The sequence below is a fragment of the Corallococcus terminator genome, assembly GCF_049194865.1.
Classification (GTDB): domain Bacteria; phylum Myxococcota; class Myxococcia; order Myxococcales; family Myxococcaceae; genus Myxococcus; species Myxococcus terminator_A.
This window is the reverse complement of sequence record NZ_JBLZWL010000001.1, coordinates 389,750-410,624: the sequence shown is the minus strand read 5'-3', so window position 1 is coordinate 410,624 and position 20,875 is coordinate 389,750. Positions and strand designations below refer to the sequence as shown.

The window sequence follows — 20,875 nt, the reverse complement described above, 5'->3', positions numbered from 1 at the left end:
CATGGTAACGGCGGGCAGTCCACACTCGCGGCGGCTCGCTCACTCGACGAGACCCGCGATGCGCTCCGCTGCCTCCTTCGCGCCGTCTCGGGACTGATACGACTCCGAGATGGCGGCCACCTTCGCGCGCAGCGGCGTTCCCGGCTCCAAGAGCTGGCGAAGCGCGGCGCGACAGTCCTCCACCGTCAGCGTGTCCAGCTCCAACGTGAGCCCCGCCCCCGACGCGCGGAGGAAGTGCGCCTGGATGGGCTGGTCATTGCAAACAGGCAACAGCAACAGCGGCACGCCCGCCGTCAACGCCTCCATCACGGAGTTGGCACCCCCATGCGAGACAAAGGCAGACGCTCGCGGAAGGAGCTGACGCTGGGGCGTATAGGGCACGGCCACCACGTCCCCGGGCAGCGAGCGCGAGAAGTCCGTGTCCGCCAGCTCACCCGCGCTCAACACCACCGTGACACCCAGCGGCGCCGCGGCCTCCGCGATGGTGCGGAACAACTTGGGCTGCCACGAAATCTGGCTGCCGAAGGACACGTACACCACGGGCTTCGAGCCCAATCGCTCCCACGGGAAGTCCACCTCGTCTCCCCGGGGCTCCGGCGGAATCGACGGGCCCACCAGTCGCCCAGCGGGCGGCAGGTCCACGTCGGGGCCGAGGAACGCCTCCGTGGCGAAGAGGATGTTGAGGCGGGGCGAGAGCGCCTCGCAGTTGCGGAAGTTCGCCTCGAAGCCGTGTCGGGCGAACAGCTCCGCGCGCTCCTTCGCCAGGGCTCGCACGTTGCGACGCAGCCCGTAGTCCTCCATGGGCTCCAACAAGGAGAGCGCCGAGGACACACCCGCCCACGGTATCCGCTCCTGATGCGCGGCCAGCACCGCCGCGTACTGCATCCCATCCAGCGCCATGACGTCCGGACGGAAGCGCCGCACCACCTCGCGCACGGGCTCGATGAGCGTGGGCACCGAATCCAGCAACAGCCCGTGAATCCACTTCCCCAGCGCCACCTCGTCACGCACCAGTCGGGCCAGGGCCTCGCCGCCCGTTTCGATGGCGGGTGCCTCCCTCGCCGAGTGCGGCAGGTGCAGCACCTCCACGCCGAGCGTCGCGAGCTGCGGCGCGGGCTCGGGGATGCAGAGCCAGCCCACGGTGTGGCCCAGGCGGCGCAGCCACTGCGCGACGCCCATCATCGGGTTGATGTGGCCCTTCTCGGGCGAGGTCGCAATCAGGATTCGGGACATGGGGAGCCGTGCACTGCGTGCGCGTGGAGCATGGCGAGGGAGCACAGTCGCATCAACAGGCGATCCACTCCACCCGCCTCCAGAGCCTCGGGCTCCATTCGCGTGTAGCGGTCCAGGAGCGCGAGCGCCGCCTTCGGGTCGACGACCTCCAACGGCTCAAGCCGCGAGGCCGACAGCCAGGCGCGATACAGCTCCAGCCATCGCGCGCGCACGGGACTGGAGAGCGCCGTGTGCCCATAGCGCGGCGTCTTGCGCGCCAGTCGGACCTCGTCGGGGACGAGTCCTCGCACCGCGTGACGGAAGAGCCACTTGCCGACTCCCTCACGCGCGAGAGAGGACTCGGGCAACGCGAGCGCCACGTCCGCGCACCGGCTGTCGAGATACGGCGTGTGCACGGTGAGTCCGTGTGCCCGTGCGCCCCTCAGCTCGGGAGGCAACACCAGCTCGCGCAGCACCCACGCCGCGTAGCGGACCTCCTCGGAGACCTCCGGGCCGTCCTCCTGAGACCAGGGCCCGCCACGGACCGCGTCGGAGCGCTCGGAGTCGTCCTCCTGGGACCAGCGCCCGCCACGGACCACGTCGGAGCGCTCGGCGTCGTCCTCCTGGCGCCAGGGCCCGCCACGAACCTCGTCGGAGCCCTCACGGGACGCCTGGGCCCACGGGACGCCATGGGCCGCGTCGGGACTCCTCCCCAAGTTGTCCACAGCCGAGCGCAGCACGGTCCGTGCGAGTCGTCGGTCTTCCTCGATGCGCGCGAGCGCCGAAGCGCGTGCCCCGGGATTGCCCATCAGCACCTCATCCGCGCCGGCCCCGCTCAGCATCACCGAGGCCCCCCGCCGCCTCGCCTCCGCGTAGAACGCGAAGCTCGCCACGGCCCGCGCATTGAGGATGGCGCTCTCGTTGGCGAGGACCGCGGGCTCGAACAGGTCCGGCAACAGCGCGTCCGGAATGGGCACGTCCACCCGCTCCACGCCCGCGAGGCGAGCCACCGTCCTGGCGTTGTGTCGCTCGACCTCGTCGGCGAAGTGGACGTTCATGCTCCACGCGCGAACCCGGTCCGGCGCATGGCGAGCCGCCAGCATGCACAGCACCGCGCTGTCCACGCCGCCGCTCAGGCTCACCTCCCTCGCCCCTGAGTCCACTCGCGCCCCGACGGCGTCCGCGCACGCGGCCAGGAGCGCACGTGCTCGTGCCTCGTCGTCTCCTTCCAAGGGGCGCGGCGATGGCTCGCGGCGAACGCGAGGCAAGGGCGGCGCGACGCGGCTCACACCTCGAAAGAGGCTCCGGGTCGACGGCGGCGTGTGCAGCAAGAACGCCGTGACAGACGCGGGCTCCAGTCCCAGGGTCGGCGACAGGCTCCACACCGACTCCACGGGTGCGCCCGTTCGTGGCCCGGCTGTCGGCTGGTAGGAGGGCAGGATGGCGAGCGGGCCGCTCGGGTCGCCGGGGGCGTCGGACACGCGGGGACTGTCGCAAGCCGCGGGGGCCGCCGGCAACCCCGCTATAGTCCCTCCGTGCGTTACGAGCTGCACGACGGTCGAATCCTCACCTGGTCCCTGGAGACGCACGTCGTCACCCACTGCAACCTGCGCTGCGTGCAGTGTTGCCCCCTGTCGCCCCACCTGCCCGCCTGGGCCGTGGAGCCCTCCGTGCTCGGCGCCGACCTCACCCGGCTCGCGCGCGTGCTCAAACCCAACGTCTTCAAGCTCACCGGCGGCGAGCCCTTCCTCCACCCCGACCTCGCCAGCGTGCTCGACGCCGTCCGCGCCTCCGGCATCTCCGAGCAGCTCTCCATCACCACCAACGGCTTCCTCGCCCAGAGCGCGCCCGACGCCGTCTACGAGCGCCTGGACCGGATGACCCTGTCCGTCTATTCCTCCGCGCTCCTGCCTGAGAAGTCGCTCGCCCGCATCACCGAGCGCTGCGAGCGGCACGGCGTCCTCCTCACGGTGAAGCACATCGACGCCTTCCAGCAGCTCACCCCCGACGCGCCCCTCGCCACGGACGCGCAGGTCCGCGACGTCCACGCGAAGTGCTGGCTCAAGGTCCGCTGCCACCTGGTCCACCAGGGCCACTTCTACACGTGCACCCGTCCACCCCATGTGGCCACGGTGCTCGGTCCCAAGCATCCAGAGATGCCCGCGCTGGCCGAGGTGGATGGTGTGCGCCTCGACGCTCCGGAGCTGTTGGAGCGGATGCTCGGCCACCTGGAGCGGGACACACCGCTCGCCACCTGTCGCTACTGCCTGGGCGCCAGTGGCCCGTGGCAGCCGCACGCGCAGCTCCCACGGGCCCCGCACGCCTGACGCCCGCGACTACTTGCGCGACTGCGGCAGCACGCGCTGCATCGCCGCCGGATATCGCTCTCCCACCGCGACCCCCGGAGGCGCCACGACGTCGATGTCCTTCAGGTCCTTCTCCGTGAGCTTCACGTCGAGCGCGCCCAGGTTCTCATCCAGGTACGTGCGGCGCTTGGTGCCAGGAATCGGGACGACGTCCTGGCCGCGCGCCATCACCCACGCGAGCGCGAGCTGCGCCGGCGTGCAGCCCTTCTCCTTCGCCAGTCGCTCCACCTTCGCCACCAGCTCCAGGTTGCGCGTGAAGTTCTCCCCCTGGAAGCGCGGCGAGTTGCGGCGGTAGTCGTCCGCGGCCAGGTCCTCGTAGCGCTTGATTTGCCCCGTCAGGAAGCCGCGCCCCAGCGGGCTGTACGGCACGAAGCCGATGCCCAGCTCGCCGCAGGCCTGGAGCACCCCGTCCTCGGGCTCGCGGCTCCACAGCGAGTACTCACTCTGGAGCGCGGCGATGGGGTGCACCTTGGACGCCCGGCGCAGCGTGTCCGCGTCCACCTCCGACAGCCCCAGGTGCCGCACCTTGCCCTCGCGCACCAGCTCCGCCATGGCCCCCACCGTGTCCTCGATGGGCGTCGTCGCGTCCAGCCGGTGCAGGTAGTACAGGTCGATGACGTCCACGCCCAGCCGGCGCAGGCTGGCCTCGCACGCGCGCTTCACGTACTCCGGACTGCCGTTGATGCCGCGCGCCTGCGGATTGTTCGGGTCCCTGACGACGCCGAACTTGGTGGCGAGCACGACCTTCGCGCGGTGGGGCTTGAGCACCCGGCCCACCAGCTCCTCGTTGCTCCCGGAGCCGTACATGTCCGCCGTGTCGAAGAAGGTGATGCCCTTCTCCAGCGCGTGCAGCAGCGTGGCCTCCGACTCCGCGTCGTCCCGCCCCGAGTAGAAGTCCGACATCCCCATGCAGCCCAGGCCCATGGCGGACACCTGGAGGCCCTGCTTGCCCAGCGTACGTGTCTCCACTCCGACACCTCTTTCGCCGGCCGCCGGCATGGCGTCCGTTCTCGCGCGGAGCCTTTACTGCGGCTGGGGTGCCGGCACGTCAACAGGAAGCGTCCGCTCCCGGGGCAGGTCGACGGTGAAGGTGGAGCCTCGGCCCTGCTCGCTCTCCACGCGCACCCGCCCCCCCATGGCCTCCACCAGCGTCCGGGTGATGTAGAGGCCCAGTCCCAGGCCGCCGTAGTGCCGCTCCGACACGGCCCGCTCGAAGCGGCCGAAGAGGCGCGGCAGGTGCTCGGGCGCAATCCCGATGCCCTGGTCCCTCACCTTGAGGCGCGCGCGCGTGGGGCCCTGCTCCAGGCTCAACTGGATGGGCTTGCCCGAGCCGTACTTCACCGCGTTGTCGATGAGGTTGGTGACCACCTGCTCCAGGCGCAGCCGGTCCCACCGTCCGACGAGGCCCGACTCGCCGCCCTCCACCACCAGCGTGGAGCCGGACCGCGCCGCATGGGGCTCGTAGCGCACCACCACTTCTCGGATGAGCTCGCCCAGGTCCACGTCCTCCAGCTCCAACGCCAGCCGGCCCGCGGCGATGCGCGACACGTCGAGCAGGTCTCCCACGAGCTCCGCCAGCTTCTTCACCTGCCGCGCGCCCGTGTCCACGTAGTTCTTCACCACCGAGTAGGGGATGGAGTCGGGGTGCCGCTCCAACTCGCGCGCGAGCGCCTGGAGCTTGAGGCTCAGCGGCGTCAGCGGCGTCTTCAGCTCGTGGCTGGCGATGGAGAGGAATTCGTCGCGCAGGCGGATGGCCTCCTGCGCCTCGCGGTACAGGCGCGCGTTCTCCATGGAGAGCGCGGCGCGGTACGCCAGCTCCAACCCGAAGGCGAGGTCCGCCTGGGTGTAGCGCCGGTTGGAGAACGAGGTGAAGAAGCTGAAGACGCCCAGCGTGTGGCCGCGCACCACCAGCGGCACGGCGATGAAGGAGCGCAGCCCGGTGGCCAGCATCACCCGGGCGTGGTTCTCGTTGTGCGCGCTGCGCTTGATGTGCGCGGGCGTCATCTCCTCCAGCAGAATCGCCTCGCCGCGCAGGAGCGCCGCGGTGGGCGGGTGGCGCGGGTTGCCCTCCGGCATGAGCTGGAAGTTGAGGACCTCCGCGGCGGTGGCCGCGTCCTCGGGGCGCGCGTGGGCGACCTCCAGCCGACGGAAGGCGCCGTCCGGTTGCGCCAGGTCCACGAAGCACCAGTCGGCGAGCGCGGGCACCACCAGCTTGGCCAGGTTGCGCATCGTCGCCTCGTAGTCGAGCGAGGACGCGAGCACCGTGCTCACCTCGGCGAGCACGCGGGTGCGGAACTCCGCCTGGCGCAGCTCCGTGGCCAGGGCCTCCGCGCGCTGACGCGCATGCACCAGGTCCGTCACGTCGAAGCCGAAGCCGGCGATGCCGTCCACCTGTCCCTGCGTGTCCCGCGTGGGCTGGTACACCAGGTTGTGGAAGGTCTCCTTCTCCATGCCGTCCGCTTGGAGGATGCGCAGCGGCACGGCGTTGCCCACGAAGGCCTCACCCGTGGCGTAGACGCGGTCCAGCACGTCGCGCGCGTCCTCCTCCGCCACCTTCACCACGCCGTCCTGGAAGGGCTTGCCCAGGGTGTCCTTGTTCTTCAGGAGCGTGCTGTTGCGCGCGTTGGTGAAGTCGAAGTCGTGCGAGGCGCCGCGCAGGAAGAAGATTTGCGCGGGGGCCTGCATGAAGATGGTGTGCAGGCGCGTCCGAGCGGCCTCGGAGGCGGCGCGGGCCAGGTGCTCGCGCTCCAGCAGTCCGGCGCGCTCCTCCAGCGCCCGGCTGAGCGTCACGTTCAGCTTGGTGATGAAGATGGCGAGCAGGCAGAAGATGCCCAGGGACAACACGTCCGCGGACCGCATCTGGAGCGTCAGGCGCGGCGGGAGGAACTGGTGGTCCACGGCCAGGAGCGACAGCGCCGTGACGAGCAGCGCCGGTCCCCATCCTCCCCACCACCCGGCCACCATGACGGCGCCGTAGAAGAAGAGGAAGGGGCTGGTGGACATCAGCTCCGACAGCTCCAACTGGAGCAGCAGCGCGAAGAGGAAGAAGAGCAGGGCCACGCCATATCGGCCGAACCAGGACTTCTGCAGCCAGCTCCAGGCCCTCCGAGGGTCCGGCGTGAGCCGCTGCTCCAGCGGGGTCGACGACAGGGAGCGAGTGCTCCCCGACGGACGGGTGGGTTCGAAATACGAGATGGGCGTGCGCAAGGCGAGTGGCCTCCTCACGACGAGGTGGCACCGCGAGCGTTCGAAATCGAAACCCTCACGGCACGAGGCGGGGAACTCGCATGATGGTCCGACTTGGAAGTCGTCTGCCTTCTTCTCGGATGCAAGTGATTGAAGGAACACGCTCGGCGGTTCAAAGCGCGACTTCTTGCCCCGACTTGTTGAGTGGACGTCGGCCCCGAGTGGGACGGGGCACCGCCGACCCGCCATCCCCTGACGCTGACGATGAAGTCTTTCAAGCGTGTTGTTTGTGAATGCCCTCGTGACGGCCACCGCCAATTCATTGGAGCTTCGAGTATGTGGGTGGGCGGTGTGCCCCATTACGGTGCACCCGCGCACACGGCGCCAGGGGCGCGGCCAGGCGCGTCACTTCGCAGTGGGAGGAGAGGGGTTGTAGTCCCAGCGCCAGGGCATGTCCGTGGGGCCCAGGACGGCTTCGACAAGGGGGCGGTGTCTGTCATCATGGCCCGCGCCTGGGCCCGCGCATCGTGAGTGGAGCGGGCCCTACTGCGCGGAGACGCGGCTCCGGAACGGCAGGGGCTTGGCGCCGGTGGCCAGGTCCTCCGCGCTCACGTGCCGCACGGCCAGTCGTGGCGGCTCGCTCCAGCCGAGGTTCCGCAGGGCGGCGACGAGTCGCTCACACAGCGGCGCCACCTCGGAGCCCTCCGCGCCGGCCAGCTCCAGCTCGAAGCGCGAGGGCTCCAGCTGGGTCAACCGGAAGGCGCGCAGGGCGTGGTGCTTGAACACCCAGGCGAGCGCCCACGCATCCACCCTCCGGCCGGTGGGCGTCGCGAAGTGGCACGCGCCGCGACCGCCGAAGCGCTCCAGCGTCCAGCCATGGAACCCGCACGCACATGCGTCCCGGTCCACCGTGCCCGCATCGCCGGGCAGGTAGCGCAACAAGGGCAGCACGCTGGGCCGCAGCCGCGTCACCACCACCTCGTCGAGCCCTGGCTCCAACCACACGTCGGGCGCGAGGACATGGAAGCGTCCCGGTCCTCCCAGGCACTCCCAGGCGAGCGGACCCGTCTCCGTCGTCGCGTAATAGTTCAGCAGCGGCGCGGGCACCGTGCGCGCCAGGGCGTCTCGCGTGTCCTGGGGCAGATACTGCGCGGAGGTGAGAATCAGCGCGGGCGCTGGGAGGCCGTCCTGCTCGGAGAGCCAGCGCAGCCCCTCGGGGTCCGAGAAGAGGACGGCGGGACGCACGCGGCACAGGCGCTCGCGCGCATCGTCTCGCAGCACGGAGATTCGGTGCAGCGCTCCGTCCCGGAGGATGGGCAGCCGCACCGAGTACTCGAGTCCTCCCGGCAGGGCATCCAGCAGCACCACGCGGGGGCGCGGCGGCAGGACAGCCCGCGCGCGCTCCAACCAGAAGCGCAGCACCGCCCACATGTGCAGGCAGTCGAGCCTGTCTCGCACCACCTTCACCGGCTCGCCCGTGGAGCCCGAGCTCCTCACCACCACGCTCTCGTCCTCTCGGGACAGGGGCGTCGGCACCTCGTCCCAGTGTCGCGCCAGCGTGCCGCGCTCCAGCGAGGGGAAGTGTCTCAGGTCCGCGAGCGTCCGGAGGTCGCCAGGGTGCAGCCCCGCGTCCCGCAGTCGCCGCGTGTAGTAGGGCGAGGCGAGCAGCGCGGCACGCAGGCCCTCCAGTCGCGCCTCCAGCTCCGCGCGGGCCGCGGCCTCGTCAGGGAGGGCGGCGAAGCACGACAGGCTCCGGGCGATGGACTCCGCCCACGGGACGTGGGGGCGCTGGGTGGCGGTGTCCCGACGGATGTTCGCGCGGGGCGCCACGCGTGCATCCGCGGGGAGGCCCAACGTCACTCGCGCCATCCTCGCGCGTCGGCGGCGCGCTGGGCCGCATCCGCGAGGTCCTTGGCGCGCTTCTCCGCTTCCGTGCGCCGGGCCCTCTCCGCCCGGTCCATCTCCTGGAGCGCGGCGCGGTAGTCGAGTTGCTTCAGGCGCGCGGCGGTGTCACGGGGCGACTCGTCCTTCACCTGCCCGTCCAGCGCGTGCACCCACTTGCGCAGGAACTCCTCCTGCCGGAAGGCGTTGGAGCGCACCATCTCCGCCGTCAGGGGCTCCACCCACACGAAGAAGCCCCGCAGCACGGTGGCGGCGTCCGTGTTCTTCCTCAGCGCCGCCGCCGTGTCCGCGCCCAGCGAGGACGACGTCAGCACATACGCGAGCATCACCACCTGCTCCCGCCACAGGGCCGGCGTCTTCGCTCGTCGCTCCAGGTCTTCCCAGTCCGCTCGCGACGGAGGACGCACCCCCGCGAGGCGGAAGGTGTCGCAGATGATGGCCACCGCGAGGTCGTGCGGATACGGCGACACGAGGGGCACGTCGGTGAGCTGCTTCTGGATGTTCTTGACGTCGAAAGCCATCACTTCTCCAGCAAGGCCTGGGACAACGCCGCGGCGGCGGGGCCGAAGTCCGACAGCCATTTCACCACCACCAGGCGGAAGTTGCGCTCCTTCAACACGGGCGCCAGCACCTGCCGCGCCTGGGTCTCGTCCGCCAGCGCGAAGAAGGCGACGAGCAGACGAGAGCGCCGCGTCGAGTCCACCAGCCTCTTCATGTTCTCGGGCGTCGCCACGTTCGACAGGAAGTCACTGTCGGAGATGATGACGCGCAGCGCGTCGGGTCGCTCCTTCGATAGTTTGACGAGCACGTCGAAGGGGAACAGCGTCCCCCCGCCGATGTAGTGCAGCAGGAACTCGCGCGCCGTCTCCTCGTCGTACATCCACGGGGACACCAGGGGCTCGCAGTCCGAGTAGATGATGCCGCGCACCTTGGCCTGCTTGCGCAGCGCGGAGGAGGACAGCACCTGCGCGGCCAGCGTCATCGTGTTGAGCTGCGCGGCCGGGTCCGGCATGGAGCCGCTGGTGTCCAGGTACAGCTCCACCGAGGGCACGCCGAGCTCGGACGCGGGGGGCACGTCGGCCTCCAGCTCGCGGCGCAGCGGCGACACCGCGGCGAGGTGCCCCTGGGTGAGCACCGTCAACGTCCAGTCGATGGCGGACGGGTCGTCGCCGTACTCCCACGCCTCGGGCGTGGTGCGCAGGTACGGCTCCGGCTTCGACGGCGCGGCCGGCAGCTTCAGCAAGTGCTGGTCGACCAGCCGCCGGTAGTGCCGAGCCACCAGCGCGCGGCGCAGCTCCCCACCGCCATGACCGGGCAAGTGTTTGGTGACGCGGTCGATGTGGTCCAGCGCGTCCGGCGCCTTCGTGTCGTGGGACTCGGCGAGCCAGCCCCTCGAGTGGGCCTCCTCCAGGGCGTCTTCCCACCGGCCACCGCTCTGGAGCGCGGAGTCCCAGTCGTCCACGTCCGGCTGCGACACGTCGTCACCCAGCGGGAGGGTGTACGTCGTCTCCTCGAGCTTGCCGAGGTAGCGGATGAAGGTGGCGCAGAAGTAGAGGAACTGGAGGCGCGGGTGCGGCAGCGCGTAGAAGGTCTGCGCGAACATGCGCGCCTCCGCTCGGAGGCCCGGGAATTTCTCCTCCATCGGCGCCAGCGCGTCGAAGGGCACCAGGTCCCCAGGCTCGCGGCCCCACAGCTCCTCGTAGATGGCGAGGTAGAAGAAGAACAGGGGCGAGACTTCGCCGCCGCCCTTCGTGCGCTGGAAGCCGCGATACACCCGACACAGGTCCTCGGGGTGCGTGCGGCCCACGAACTCGTTCACCTGGAGGTCGTAGAAGAGGTTGGTGAGGGACTGCTTCAGGCCTGGGAGCAGCCGCTGCTCCATGACGCGCAGCTCCGCGTCCCAGCCCAGCGTGTGAGGGAAGCGCGCGTGGTGGCCGATTTCGTGCGCGAGCACGGCCATCAGGCTGTCCGCCGCGCCCATGGATTGGAGCAGCTCGAAGTGGACGAAGACCTGCCGCTTCGCGAGGTCGATGTACGCGAGCGGCTCGTTCGCGTGGTCCGCGTCCGGATGGAAGGGGACGTGGGGCTCCGGTGGGCTGAGCCGCACCTGCACGTCCCACAGCGCCAGCGCGTCCCGCCAGCAGCCCGCGATGTGCTCGGGCGTGAAGCGCGACGTGCTCATACGGGCACGAGCACCACGACGTGCTGCGACGTGTCCAGCGTGCCGGCGGCGCGCCAGTCATTCGTCACGGTGGCGAACCACGAGTCCACGCGCGGGTCCCTCCACGTCACCGTGGACAGGTGCGGGCTCTGCTGAAGCGTCTTCTCGGGCGCCTCGCGGCAGCCCATGGCGCCGAGGAGAATCGGCGTGTCCGACAGGAGCAGGCCCTGCGTCGCGGCCTCGCGTCCGGCGACGGCGTGGCGGTGACGGTCATGCACGCACAGCACCGTGGGCGCCAGGAAGTGCAGCGGGCCGGGCAGGAAGCGGCTGTCCTCGCGGGACAGGTCCACGAGGAAGGGCTGGGCCTTGTCGCCGAGCTTCATCGTGGGAGGTTCCATCGCGAGCGCGGCGGTTTCTCGCAGGCGCTCCTCGATGCCGGTGAGCGAGCCGAGCCGCTGGCTCACGCGATAGAAGAGGCGCTGCACCCACGGTGGCGCGGACTCGAGGTTCTCCGCCACGTTCCACAGCTGCGCGAGCACGCCGGCGCGCTGGGCTTCGGGGACTCCTGAGAGCAGGCGGGGCACCAGGTCCGTCCAAGCGAGGGTGAAGAGGTTCTGCCGGCCCGCGGTCGCCGGGTACAGGTAGCCCAGGCCGATGGCCTCGGCGCCCAGGCGCAGCCAGGCGCGCAGCAGCTCCTCGGCCTCGTCAGGGGAGGCGCCCTTCTGGGACAGGGACTCTCCGAGCTGACGCGCGGGCCCTTCGAGCAGCGCTCGCCACAGGTCGGCGTCCCACCGCACGAAGCGGCCCTTCGCGCTGGCCTCCAGCTCGTCCGCGAGGCCGCTCATGGCTGGCCGCCCGGGTTTTCCTTCAGCCACGTCGCGTAGTTCCGATAGCGGCTGTACATGGACTTGAGGTGGATGAGGTCCTCGTAGACGGGACCGGAGAGCTCTTGTCTGGTGAGCAGCTCGTTCATCAGCGCGGTGACGGTGGTGAGGCGCTTCTCGGTGGTGCGCAGGTCGATGCCGGACAGGCCCTTGTCCAGCTCGGTGCGCAGCACGCCGACCTTGCGGCGGATGGGCTCGTGCACGCCGTAGTGGCCCATGGCCATGTCGAACATGTTCCGAATCCAGGCGACGCGGTCCTGGAGGAGCATCTTGTTGCCGCGCGCCTCGAAGAAGGCGCTGCGGGTGTTGGGCACCAGCTTCTCGTGCAGGACCCATGGGGCGATTTGACGGAAGTCCTCCAGCTCCACGGTGCCGTGGCCTCGGAAGAAGGCGAGCGCCTTCGCGTAGTGGAGGATGGTCTGGTAGGCGCGCACGCTGACGCCGTTCTCCGTCTGCGTGCAGAGGTGCACCTTCTTGTCGAGCGGGCACTGCTCGTTGCACACGGCGGAGACCGTCTGTCCCGCGAGCTTGAGGGTGTCCTTGTGCCTGAACTCGAAGCGGGGCGAGGCCATGCGGCAGAAGTCGAGCTGGCCCAGGAAGAAGGCGACGCGCTCCAGGACGTGGCGTGGAACTTCGACTTCGAGGATGGAGGTGTAGGCGCGCTCCAGCTCGCCGGGGGTGAAGACGACGTCCTTGGGGAGGAGCTCCTCGGGGGACTTGTCGGCTTCGATGCGCTGGAGGAGCGTGTCGATGAAGTTGGAGTTGAAGGGGACGGCGCGGACGACGACGTCGATGCGGTCCTTGAGGGCGTCGATGACCTGGAAGGTGCCGCCGCCCTGGTCGTCATTGGCGGTGAGGAACCAGGACGAGCGGCCGGAGTAGACGTACTGGTCCATCATCTCCGCGTAGCCCTCGGCCATGAGGGAGAGGAGGGCGGACTGCGTCTTGGTGGGGATGCGGTTGTACTCGTCGATGATCTTGACGCGCTGGGTGATCCACTTGCGCCAGCTCACCTTGACGGCGGAGAGGTCCTCCGCCTTGAGCATGTCGGAGGGGAGGGGCGCGCCGAGCAGGTCGGCGATGGAGAGCTGGGGGTGGCCGCGCTGGATGGTGCGGTGGATGTCCTCGCGGGACATGCCGGACAGCAGGGCCATGAGGATGGCGGAGGTGGTTTTTCCGCGTCCGGGGCCGCCGATGAGGAGGGCTCGGCGGCAGGTGAAGAGGGTGAGCAGGGGGATGAGGACGAAGGAGCTGTAGCTCATGTCCTCGGGGAGATGGAGCTCGTCCCCGGAGGAGCTCTTGAGGAGGCCAGCCTGGCCGAACTCGATGTCGTAGTAGGGGCAGATGACGGCGTTGTTGGTGATCCACCAGTACGCCTGCCGCATCTTGTCGTGGAGGCTGCCGCCGTCACGCTCGGAGAGGTGGACGTTGAGCCCCTTGTCCACCGACGCGCGCCCGGAGAGCAGGCGCGACACCCAATCCTGATTGGCCATTCGACGCGCAGCCTAGCATCCGGGACGCGGGGTGGGGCGCGGAGTGTCGGGGGCGGTGGGGCTCGTGCCGAGTGTGGTCGGCTGGTGCCCTGGCTGGAGGCTAGGCTGGGCGTATGCGGGAGGTGACGGATGTGGCGTAGGTGGCTGGTGGTCCTGGTGCTGCTGGCATGGTCGCCCCTGCTTGCCTCGGGCTCACCTGCGTTCGTAGTCGGTGCTTCCGTCAAGGCGTCGCCGCCGATGCCAGGTGACAGCTCCATCGAGGCGAAGCTCAAGGCCTGTCTGCTGCTTGGAGACGTTCAGTGCGTCATCGCGCAGTGGATGGTGCTCAAGGACGCTGAGACGCTGCCGGACTGGTTGCGACGCTTGCAGTGGGCCTTTGACGTGAGCAATCGCCAGGCGGGCCAGTGCGTCAAGGTCGCGAAGGCCGTCCACGAGGGGTTGCTCAAGCTGGGAGAACGTCCCGTGTTCTTTCGGGTGACGCTCGAAGGCGAGCAGCGGAAGATGTTGGGCTTCGATGAGATTGTGAAGGGTGTCTTCGTGAAGACTCATCAGGTGGCCACCACTGGGCTCCATGTTGCTATCAAACTCCAGGGGAGAATCATCGATGCCTACACCGGGCTCGCGGGTCTCCCTGAGGAGGAATACATGAAGCGCCTCATCTCCTATCCAGGCATGAAACTCGTGGTCGAGACCGTGGACTCCCTATGAAGAAGGTTGTGAGAGTAGAGCCCCTGCCGGAGGAGCTTCGTGGCGGCAAGGTGGGGCTTCTCGACGTCTTGCGCTGGTCGCGCGGGCAGCTCTTGAAGGGGCGTGGGCTCTGGTACGTGGCAGGAGGAGACCGGGTTGACTCGTTGGTGTCCTTCATCCATGGATGGTGCGCGCACAACGTCTTCAACGAAGGTTCAGACCCGGAGTGGCATCGCTTCGAGCTATGGCTGCGTGACGTGAAGGGTGAGTTCCCTGGTGAGGGCTGGCACGTCAAATTCCTCGCGGACTGCGAGGGGAACCACGAGCGTGCCGCGATGAAGTTCCTCGACTTCGTCGAAGAGTTCGTCACGCAAGTACCGAAAGAATGAAGCACCCGGGTGCGGTTACAGCGTGACGAGGCCCATCCGCGCTGCGCGGACGACGGCCTCGGTACGGCGCTGGACGCCCAGCTTTCCGAGCACCGCATTCACATGGAACTTGGCTGTGTGCTCGCTGATGGTAAGCCGGTCCGCGATGGCCTTGTTCGACAGGCCCTCCGCCAGCAAGGCGAGCACCTCCCGCTCACGAGGCGTGAGCGCATCCGGGCCCAGGGTGTTGCTTCCGAGCGCGGCCGTGGACCTCGTGGATGCTCTCAGCTCCGAGAGTCCTGGGTCGAACACCACGAGCCCTCGCGCCACCGCGAGCAGGGCCGCCGTGAGCGGCGCGGGTGCCACATCCCTGAATAGCAGTCCCTTTGCACCCGCTGTCAGCGCCAGCTCGCCCGCTGCTTCGTCCGCCACCAGCGCGAGCACGGGTGCACCCAGGTCCGGTGCCTCCACTCTCGCCTCCGCCTCCGACACTCGCAGGCCCGTGTCCCAGAGCACCACGTCGAAGGCGTCGCCGCGTGTGGACTCCAGCTCGACCTGGGTGCCGGATGCCACCGTGAGCAGCTCGCTCCCCTGGTCGCCGAGCACCCGTGAGAGCGCACCCCGAGCGAGCGGGTCTTCCGCGACGAGCGCGAGACGAAGCGGGGCGAGGGGGGCATCCAACACGGAACCTCTTCATTAACCAGGGAGTCCGCACTCCGCTCGGGACAACATCTCCAGCCGCCAGAGCGCACCCCTTGAGAGGTCACGCCCAGCCCGCTGCTTGTCCATGAAGTAGTTTGAAGAGATGCCTGGAGCTGCGTGTCCGCTCAGACTTCCTCGAACTTCGCCCCTGTGACTTTCGCACGCTCCAGGGCCACCTTGAGGTCCTCGGAGATGACGATGGCGATGGACCACCCCCAGGTGCGGAAGACCTTCGCGCCGCCCACCTTCGTGCGGTCGATTCGCATCCCATAGACGCTGCGGTACTGGCCGAGCTTGTCGGGCCGCTCATCCTCGGGCTTCCAATAAATTATCTCTTCCGAGGCTTCGTCATCGACGCAGCGGATCAGCTTCGTGGCGACGAGCATGACATGCTGTTCCGGGCGTCCTTCGACATCGACGGGTATCAACTGCACATCATCGGGCGCCAGCTCCGCGAAGATGTTGGCCACCCTGACGTGGACGATGGGAGCCTTGCCAACGCCCGCTGTGCAGTAGTCCAACCACCTTCCAGGCTCACGGATGGGAAACTTCAGGCGACCCGCAAACTGGACGGGCTGCCCCTCGGCGAATTGCCAGATGTCGTCGACCTCGTTGCCCGTCTCATCCAGCGGGTCTCCCAGGTACCAGTTCCCGGCTTGTATGTCTGGCCTGAGCCTGAAGTATCGAGACGGATTCTGCATGGTGGACTTCCTGGAGTCCTCACGGGTCCCGAGTCAAAAGCGTGTGGATTTTTGTTCCTTGAGTCGGCGCTTCTCTTGCGAGGCTGCGTAGATCACTCGTGATGGCCTTTTGGCAATCCTCCACCTTTCGACACTGTCCCAAGGCCAACCTCAGTCGCTCATGCATGAAGAAGGTTGAAGAGAGTCTACTGGCTCGTCGGACCGGTGTAGGCCGTGCCCGTCCAGAGCGGTACGAGCTTCTTTCGGATCTCGGACAAGAACGCGGAGAGGCCCGTGCTGCGCCCGCGCTCTTCGAGCTGCTGGAGCGCTGCCCGCCTCAGGGACTGCATCTCGCGGTCAACGACGCCATCCGTCAGGATGCCGAGCACGCGCTTGGCGTCCCGCTTCGCGCCATCTTGCTGCGCCGTTAGTTCCTCCGCGCGAAGGCATGGGTCGAACCCAAGCTCTTGCCGCAAGTCCTGGTGCCGAGCCTTCTCGTCCTGGGTTTCTGGGGTGTAGCCAGCGAGAATCCAGCACTCGCGCTTGGTATGTGCGACGGCGACGAGAATGGGCCCGAGGCTCGTGACTTCCGTGCTGGCTTGCTCCAGTCCCTTTCGGCGTTGTGCCTCATCGTTGTCGCTGTCTCTCACCAGTACGACCGCATGAATGGGGGCGTCTCCATTCACTTTCAGCAGGGCAAGGGCGCGGCGAGCGACGAAGGCGTCGTGAGCACCCGGCTCTCCGTTGAAATGTCCGTTGATGCGGATGTTGGCGAGTTTGGCGCGCGTGTGGACCTCCTTCCAGGGAAGGTAGGCTTCTCCGCGACGCTGGCCCCGCCACTCACGGATGTCACCAATCATCTCCGGATCCATCCACTCAATGGACTCATGGAGTATGCGGTCAACGAGTGCAGGAACCGTCCTCTGATCGCCGGGGCCCTCACAGATGAGGACGATGGACGTAGGCGCGTCACTCATTCTTGCTTCTTCTCCGGCACGTCGCGTACCCACTCTTCGCCCACCGTGCTCCAGAACTCGCCAGGGCGCATGACTTCCTTCCATCGCTCGAAGTCTGGATGTTGGATCAACTCCGCGAAGCGGATGCCACCATCGGGAAGGACCGTGGACAGGCGGACCTCCTTCGGGTCGAGGTGGTCGAGAAGATAGGGAGAATGGCTGGTCGCGATGATCTGCAGTTCGGGGTCACGCTCCAGCAGCTTGCGAAGCTGCATGACGAGGTCCTTCTGGGCTTTAGGGTGCAGACCTCGATCCAAGTCGTCCAGGAGGACGAGCTTGGGGCTTGGCTCGCTGAAAAGGACTGTCAGCAGTCCGAGAACCAGAAGAGTGCCTTCGCTGGCTCCCTGGCTGGAAATGCCCTCGGCTCCGGTAAGGTCGAAGAGAAGTCGATGCCCTGAGTAGATACGTTGGACGGTTCTCAAGACGGCTTCATCATCTATGCGGAGTGTCTCGGTTTCCTGCCGCTTCACTTCTGCGAGAGAAAGGCGTACCCGCGTCACGTGAGGTATGACACCGCGCAAGGCAACAAGCAGTTCGTTGAACCTGTCAGGGCGACTCAAGGCCATCTGCGCCAGAACCGACGCGAGCCCCTCCCCATCAGATGTGACTTGTGGCTCGACAGACTCTGTGTAGGAGGGCTCCGCCAGTTTTCGCGCCTCAAGCCTCAGTAGGGCACGGGCTTTCCAGTCCCTCACGATGGACGGAATCTTGGTCAGGTCTATCTGCGGGTTGAGTACCTTGTTCCATGACTGGTGCTGTGCCTCGGGGATTTCGAACTCGGTGCCAGCCCATGCTCCGTTGACCTCGAGGAAGTGCGTCAGACGGCTGTCTGCAGCCGTAGCTGTCGGCGCAAAGCGAAACTGAAGGCTGCCTGGCTGATTGCGCCAGTTACCAACAGCACGGACCGAGGTCGTCTCCCGGCTGGGCACTCGCCTACGAAGCGCAATAGCTCCTCCATGCTGGAGCAGTAGATTGCCTCGCTCAGTCTCAGGATTAGAGAACCCCATCAGCACATCGAGCGCCTGAAGCACGCTGGTCTTGCCCGAAGCGTTCGGACCCACGATGACGGTGAGCCGCTCCAGGCCGAGTTCCGCCGACTCGATGCCTTTGAAGTTCTGAAGGGTCAGCTTGTGAATCATGGGCGCTCGCTGGCGAGCCCCGTGCGATGCCAGACCCATGCCATCCCGGGCTGGCCAGCGGCGGCTCAGGGGCGGTTCTACTCCACTCGCTGGATGCATCCCAGGAAAGCAGTGCCAGGATGTCCGTGGGTCCAGAGCCATGGATGCACCAATGGAGGCCGAGTGACGCTTCTCAACATGCGTGGAGCTTGGACATGGGGGCGAGGCGGCCCATGGCTCGTGGTCATGGTCTGCGCCTTGTTCGCCACCGGAGCGCAGTCCTCGCGGCCCGCGCCCCCGTTCCTGAAGCCCGGTGACGAAGTCGTCGAACACGTCCGCAAGCGCTTCCATGACGCGAAGCGGGGCGAGGCCTGGGCCACCAAGCACCAGGGCTACGGCGCCGCCGCCACCAACGAAGAAGACTTCGCCCGCCTCACGCGCGCCGCCCTCGCCGAGCTCAACGCCTCCCACACCGCCTTCTACCCGCGCGGCAGCGAGGGCTACGCCGGCCTCTCCTCCATCTTCCAGCACTACCTCAAGCTCCCCAAGGTCGACGCTCCCAGCATCGGCGCCGATGTCCTGGAGACCCCCGACGGCTTCTTCGTCCGCCACGTCTTCGCCAACGGCCCCGCCGCCAAGGCCGGTCTGCTTCGGGGTGACCGACTCATCTCCGTCGAGGGCCAGCCCTTCAAATCAGTGAGCACCCTCACGAAACGCGCCGGCAAGCCCACGCGCTTCTCCATCGAGCGCACCCAGGGCGCCACCCCGCTCACCCTCTCCATCACTCCTCGCCTCATCAACCCGAAGACCGAGTGGCTCGACACCCAGAAGGCCAGCTCGCGCATCGTCGTACGGGACGGCCATCGCGTGGCCTACCAGCAGCTCTACTCGTGCGCCGGTCCCGAGCACCAGGACCTGCTCGAGGAGACTCTCGCCGGAGACTTCTCCTCCGCCGATGCACTGGTCATCGACTTCCGAGATGGCTGGGGCGGCTGCAATCCCACCTTCCTCAACCTCTTCAACCGCACCGTCCCTGTCTTCACCAGCATCAGCCGCGAGGGCCGTCGCAACGCCTGGTCCGCCACCTGGCGCAAGCCCGTCGTCCTGCTCGTCAATGGCAACTCCCGCAGCGGCAAGGAGATGGTGGCCCTCGTCATGAAACAGCACGCCCTGGCCACCCTCGTCGGTCAGCGCACCGCGGGCGCCGTCCTCGCCGGCACTCCGCTGCGCCTGTCCAGCGGCGACCTGCTCTACCTCGCCGTGGAGGACATCGAAGTCGACGGCGTCCGCCTCGAAGGCCAGGGCGTCCCCGTGGACGTGGAGGTCCCCGACTCGCTCCCCTTCGCCTCCGGCAAGGACCCGCAGCTCGACAAGGCGCTCGACGTGGCGTCGGTCGCGCTCTCGCCTCGCTGAACCCGTCTCAGTGCTTCCAGTTGCCGTACAGGTACGCAATCCCCGCCGCCAGCACCAGCAACATGCCCAGCATGCTCCACGTCACGATGGAGCAGCCCGGCGACGCACGGGAGATGACGGGCAACTTCTGCGTCTTCAGCTCCTCCACGAGCTGCGACATCTGCCCCGTGTCGTAGCTCACCGGCTCGCCCATCCGAATCTTCCGCCCGAACTCCTTCAGCGCCGCCTCGGCGAAGAACCGCTCCGAGAGCAGCAGGCTGCGCGCCTGGAGCATCCGGTCCGTCCCACCGCGAGCGGGGTCCAGTCCGCAGCCGTCACACGGGTCGAAAGCGCCTTCCTTCGTCTCGCCGCATCCCACACAGACGGCCACGCTCATGGCTCCATCCTAACTCGACGGTCCATGCCCGAGTCATGCCAGCGTGACGCCGTGCCCCACCGCCTCCGCGTCCAGGTGCAGCCGCGCACCCTCGTAGCGCAGCCCTCCCTGGAACGGATGCCGCGCGATGAACAGCGGCGTGTCCAGGTCCGCGTACGTGAAGCCGCCCAGCCCCGCCGCCAGATGCGCCGACGCGCTCATCGCCAGCACGCTCTCCACCATCCCCCCCACCATCAACTCCAGCCCCGCCGCTCGCGCCAGACTCCACATCGTCAGCGCCTCCACCACGCCGCACTTCATCGTCTTGATGTTGATGCCGTGCGCCGCCCCTTCACGGATGAGCCGCAGCACGTCCCTCGCCGAGCGCGCTGACTCGTCCGCGCAGATGCGCACCTTGGAGCGCCGGGAGACCTCCGCCATGCCCGCGAAGTCCGCCGCCGGCACCGGCTGCTCCAGCAACGCGAGCGGCACGTCCGCCCGCTCCAGCTCCTTCAGGAACGCCAGCGCCTCCGCCACGTCGTAACCGCCATTCGCATCCGCGAACAGCCGCGCCTGGGGCGCGACTTCGTGAATCGCCACCATCCGCGCCGCGTCCTCGTCCGGCGCCAGCGCCCCCACCTTCACCTTCAGCGTGGTGATGCCCCGCTTCAAGATGGCCCGCGCCGACTCCGCCGCGTGCGGCACGTCCCCCGCCGTCACCGTCATGTCGATGTCCAGCGCCGTCCCCGCGCCTCCAAACATGACGTACAGCGGCACGCGGTGATGCCGAGCCAGCGCATCCAGCACCGCCATCTCCACCCCCGCGCGTCCCGCTGGCGCCAGCGCGAGCCCGTCACCGAGCCACTCCGACAACGGCCGCCACGCACGCACGTCCTTGCCCAACAGCCCCGCGTGCACCGCCTCCAGCGCCGCGAGCGTGCTCGACTGTGTCTCCCCACTCACCGCGGGGAAGGGCGCCGCCTCGCCCAGCCCCACCGTGCCGTCCGCGAGCGTCAACCGCACCAGCACATTCTGGGCGACGTGCTGCGCCCCCGTGGCGATGGCGAAGGGCTCCGTCAGCGGCAAGTCGAGCGGCGTGAAGCGGACGGAGGTGATGAGCGTGGGCGTCATGTCGAGAGGCGCATCCTGGTCCGCTCCCTGAAAAGAAGGGGACACGCGAGAGGTAGGTTCATCGTATTCAACCCGGTGCTCCAAGGTGTCAGGGAGGCAGATGTGTGTCTCGCAGCCTCGGCTTGTGCCTGCCGCCCTTTCATGGCGACATGCGGGGACTCCGGACGTTTCCAGGAATTGCCGCCCCGTGATGGGGTTTCG

19 protein-coding genes are annotated in these 20,875 nt (G+C 68.2%); 4 read left to right on the top strand and 15 right to left on the bottom strand.

The window, feature by feature from the left end:
• Positions 1–39: 39 nt before the first annotated feature.
• Together ACN469_RS01805 and ACN469_RS01800 are read right to left on the bottom strand one after the other, a co-directional pair.
• Positions 40–1,233 (bottom strand): glycosyltransferase, encoded by a 1,194-nt coding sequence (locus ACN469_RS01805; RefSeq protein WP_498763480.1) that lies wholly within the window; start codon positions 1,231–1,233, stop codon positions 40–42.
• Positions 1,218–2,693, bottom strand: a complete 1,476-nt coding sequence (locus ACN469_RS01800) for an asparagine synthase-related protein (RefSeq protein WP_498763478.1) — start codon at positions 2,691–2,693, stop codon at positions 1,218–1,220. The genes ACN469_RS01805 and ACN469_RS01800 overlap by 16 nt, the downstream gene beginning before the upstream one ends.
• A gap of 54 nt (positions 2,694–2,747) precedes the next feature.
• Here ACN469_RS01800 and ACN469_RS01795 point away from each other — a divergent pair, with 54 nt between their 5' ends.
• Positions 2,748–3,539: a radical SAM protein gene (locus ACN469_RS01795; protein WP_498763477.1), complete on the top strand. Its 792-nt coding sequence runs from the start codon at positions 2,748–2,750 to the stop codon at positions 3,537–3,539.
• A 9-nt stretch (positions 3,540–3,548) separates the two neighbouring features.
• On the opposite strand, the gene ACN469_RS01790 is transcribed toward ACN469_RS01795, so the two are convergent.
• The 7 genes from ACN469_RS01790 to ACN469_RS01760 all read right to left on the bottom strand — a co-directional run bounded on the left by ACN469_RS01790 (position 3,549) and on the right by ACN469_RS01760 (position 13,204).
• Positions 3,549–4,547 (bottom strand): aldo/keto reductase, encoded by a 999-nt coding sequence (locus ACN469_RS01790; protein WP_498763475.1) that lies wholly within the window; start codon positions 4,545–4,547, stop codon positions 3,549–3,551.
• A 54-nt stretch (positions 4,548–4,601) separates the two neighbouring features.
• Positions 4,602–6,785: a sensor histidine kinase gene (locus ACN469_RS01785; protein ID WP_498763473.1), complete on the bottom strand. Its 2,184-nt coding sequence runs from the start codon at positions 6,783–6,785 to the stop codon at positions 4,602–4,604.
• Positions 6,786–7,307: 522 nt separating this feature from the next.
• The gene (locus tag ACN469_RS01780; RefSeq protein ID WP_498763471.1) at positions 7,308–8,633 is read right to left on the bottom strand and encodes a phenylacetate--CoA ligase family protein; all 1,326 of its coding nucleotides are present in this window, start codon (positions 8,631–8,633) and stop codon (positions 7,308–7,310) included.
• Entirely contained in the window at positions 8,621–9,187 is a 567-nt protein-coding gene (locus ACN469_RS01775) for a hypothetical protein (protein WP_498763469.1), read from the bottom strand. The genes ACN469_RS01780 and ACN469_RS01775 overlap by 13 nt, the downstream gene beginning before the upstream one ends.
• Positions 9,187–10,848 carry a M48 family metalloprotease gene (locus tag ACN469_RS01770; protein WP_498763468.1) on the bottom strand — a complete coding sequence of 554 codons (1,662 nt, stop codon included), beginning with the start codon at positions 10,846–10,848 and terminating at the stop codon, positions 9,187–9,189. The genes ACN469_RS01775 and ACN469_RS01770 overlap by 1 nt, the downstream gene beginning before the upstream one ends.
• Positions 10,845–11,672, bottom strand: a complete 828-nt coding sequence (locus tag ACN469_RS01765) for a hypothetical protein (protein ID WP_498763467.1) — start codon at positions 11,670–11,672, stop codon at positions 10,845–10,847. Before ACN469_RS01765 ends, ACN469_RS01770 begins: the two co-directional genes overlap by 4 nt.
• Positions 11,669–13,204 (bottom strand): AAA family ATPase, encoded by a 1,536-nt coding sequence (locus ACN469_RS01760; protein WP_498763465.1) that lies wholly within the window; start codon positions 13,202–13,204, stop codon positions 11,669–11,671. The genes ACN469_RS01765 and ACN469_RS01760 overlap by 4 nt, the downstream gene beginning before the upstream one ends.
• Before the next feature lie 147 nt (positions 13,205–13,351).
• On the opposite strand from ACN469_RS01760, the gene ACN469_RS01755 reads away from it, so the two are divergent.
• Both ACN469_RS01755 and ACN469_RS01750 read left to right on the top strand, forming a co-directional pair.
• Positions 13,352–13,912, top strand: coding sequence for a hypothetical protein (locus tag ACN469_RS01755; RefSeq protein ID WP_498763463.1), 561 nt, complete (start codon positions 13,352–13,354; stop codon positions 13,910–13,912).
• Positions 13,909–14,280 carry a hypothetical protein gene (locus ACN469_RS01750; protein ID WP_176434075.1) on the top strand — a complete coding sequence of 124 codons (372 nt, stop codon included), beginning with the start codon at positions 13,909–13,911 and terminating at the stop codon, positions 14,278–14,280. Before ACN469_RS01755 ends, ACN469_RS01750 begins: the two co-directional genes overlap by 4 nt.
• 15 nt (positions 14,281–14,295) lie before the next feature.
• On the opposite strand, the gene ACN469_RS01745 is transcribed toward ACN469_RS01750, so the two are convergent.
• The 4 genes from ACN469_RS01745 to ACN469_RS01730 all read right to left on the bottom strand — a co-directional run bounded on the left by ACN469_RS01745 (position 14,296) and on the right by ACN469_RS01730 (position 17,796).
• Positions 14,296–14,943 carry a LuxR C-terminal-related transcriptional regulator gene (locus tag ACN469_RS01745; RefSeq protein ID WP_498763462.1) on the bottom strand — a complete coding sequence of 216 codons (648 nt, stop codon included), beginning with the start codon at positions 14,941–14,943 and terminating at the stop codon, positions 14,296–14,298.
• Positions 14,944–15,086: 143 nt separating this feature from the next.
• Complete coding sequence (locus tag ACN469_RS01740; protein ID WP_498763460.1) at positions 15,087–15,662, bottom strand: imm11 family protein; 576 nt, start codon at positions 15,660–15,662, stop codon at positions 15,087–15,089.
• 185 nt (positions 15,663–15,847) lie between these two features.
• Positions 15,848–16,513, bottom strand: a complete 666-nt coding sequence (locus tag ACN469_RS01735) for a hypothetical protein (RefSeq protein ID WP_498763459.1) — start codon at positions 16,511–16,513, stop codon at positions 15,848–15,850.
• Between the two features lie 101 nt (positions 16,514–16,614).
• Positions 16,615–17,796 carry an AAA family ATPase gene (locus ACN469_RS01730; protein WP_498763458.1) on the bottom strand — a complete coding sequence of 394 codons (1,182 nt, stop codon included), beginning with the start codon at positions 17,794–17,796 and terminating at the stop codon, positions 16,615–16,617.
• Between the two features lie 225 nt (positions 17,797–18,021).
• Here ACN469_RS01730 and ACN469_RS01725 point away from each other — a divergent pair, with 225 nt between their 5' ends.
• Positions 18,022–19,188: a S41 family peptidase gene (locus ACN469_RS01725; protein WP_498763456.1), complete on the top strand. Its 1,167-nt coding sequence runs from the start codon at positions 18,022–18,024 to the stop codon at positions 19,186–19,188.
• Between the two features lie 7 nt (positions 19,189–19,195).
• Here the strand turns inward: ACN469_RS01725 and ACN469_RS01720 are convergent, their stop codons facing one another.
• Together ACN469_RS01720 and ACN469_RS01715 are read right to left on the bottom strand one after the other, a co-directional pair.
• The gene (locus ACN469_RS01720) at positions 19,196–19,564 is read right to left on the bottom strand and encodes a hypothetical protein (RefSeq protein WP_498763455.1); all 369 of its coding nucleotides are present in this window, start codon (positions 19,562–19,564) and stop codon (positions 19,196–19,198) included.
• Between the two features lie 33 nt (positions 19,565–19,597).
• On the bottom strand, positions 19,598–20,674 hold the full coding sequence (locus ACN469_RS01715; protein WP_498763453.1) for a dipeptide epimerase: 1,077 nt from the start codon (positions 20,672–20,674) through the stop codon (positions 19,598–19,600).
• Positions 20,675–20,875 lie beyond the last annotated feature (201 nt).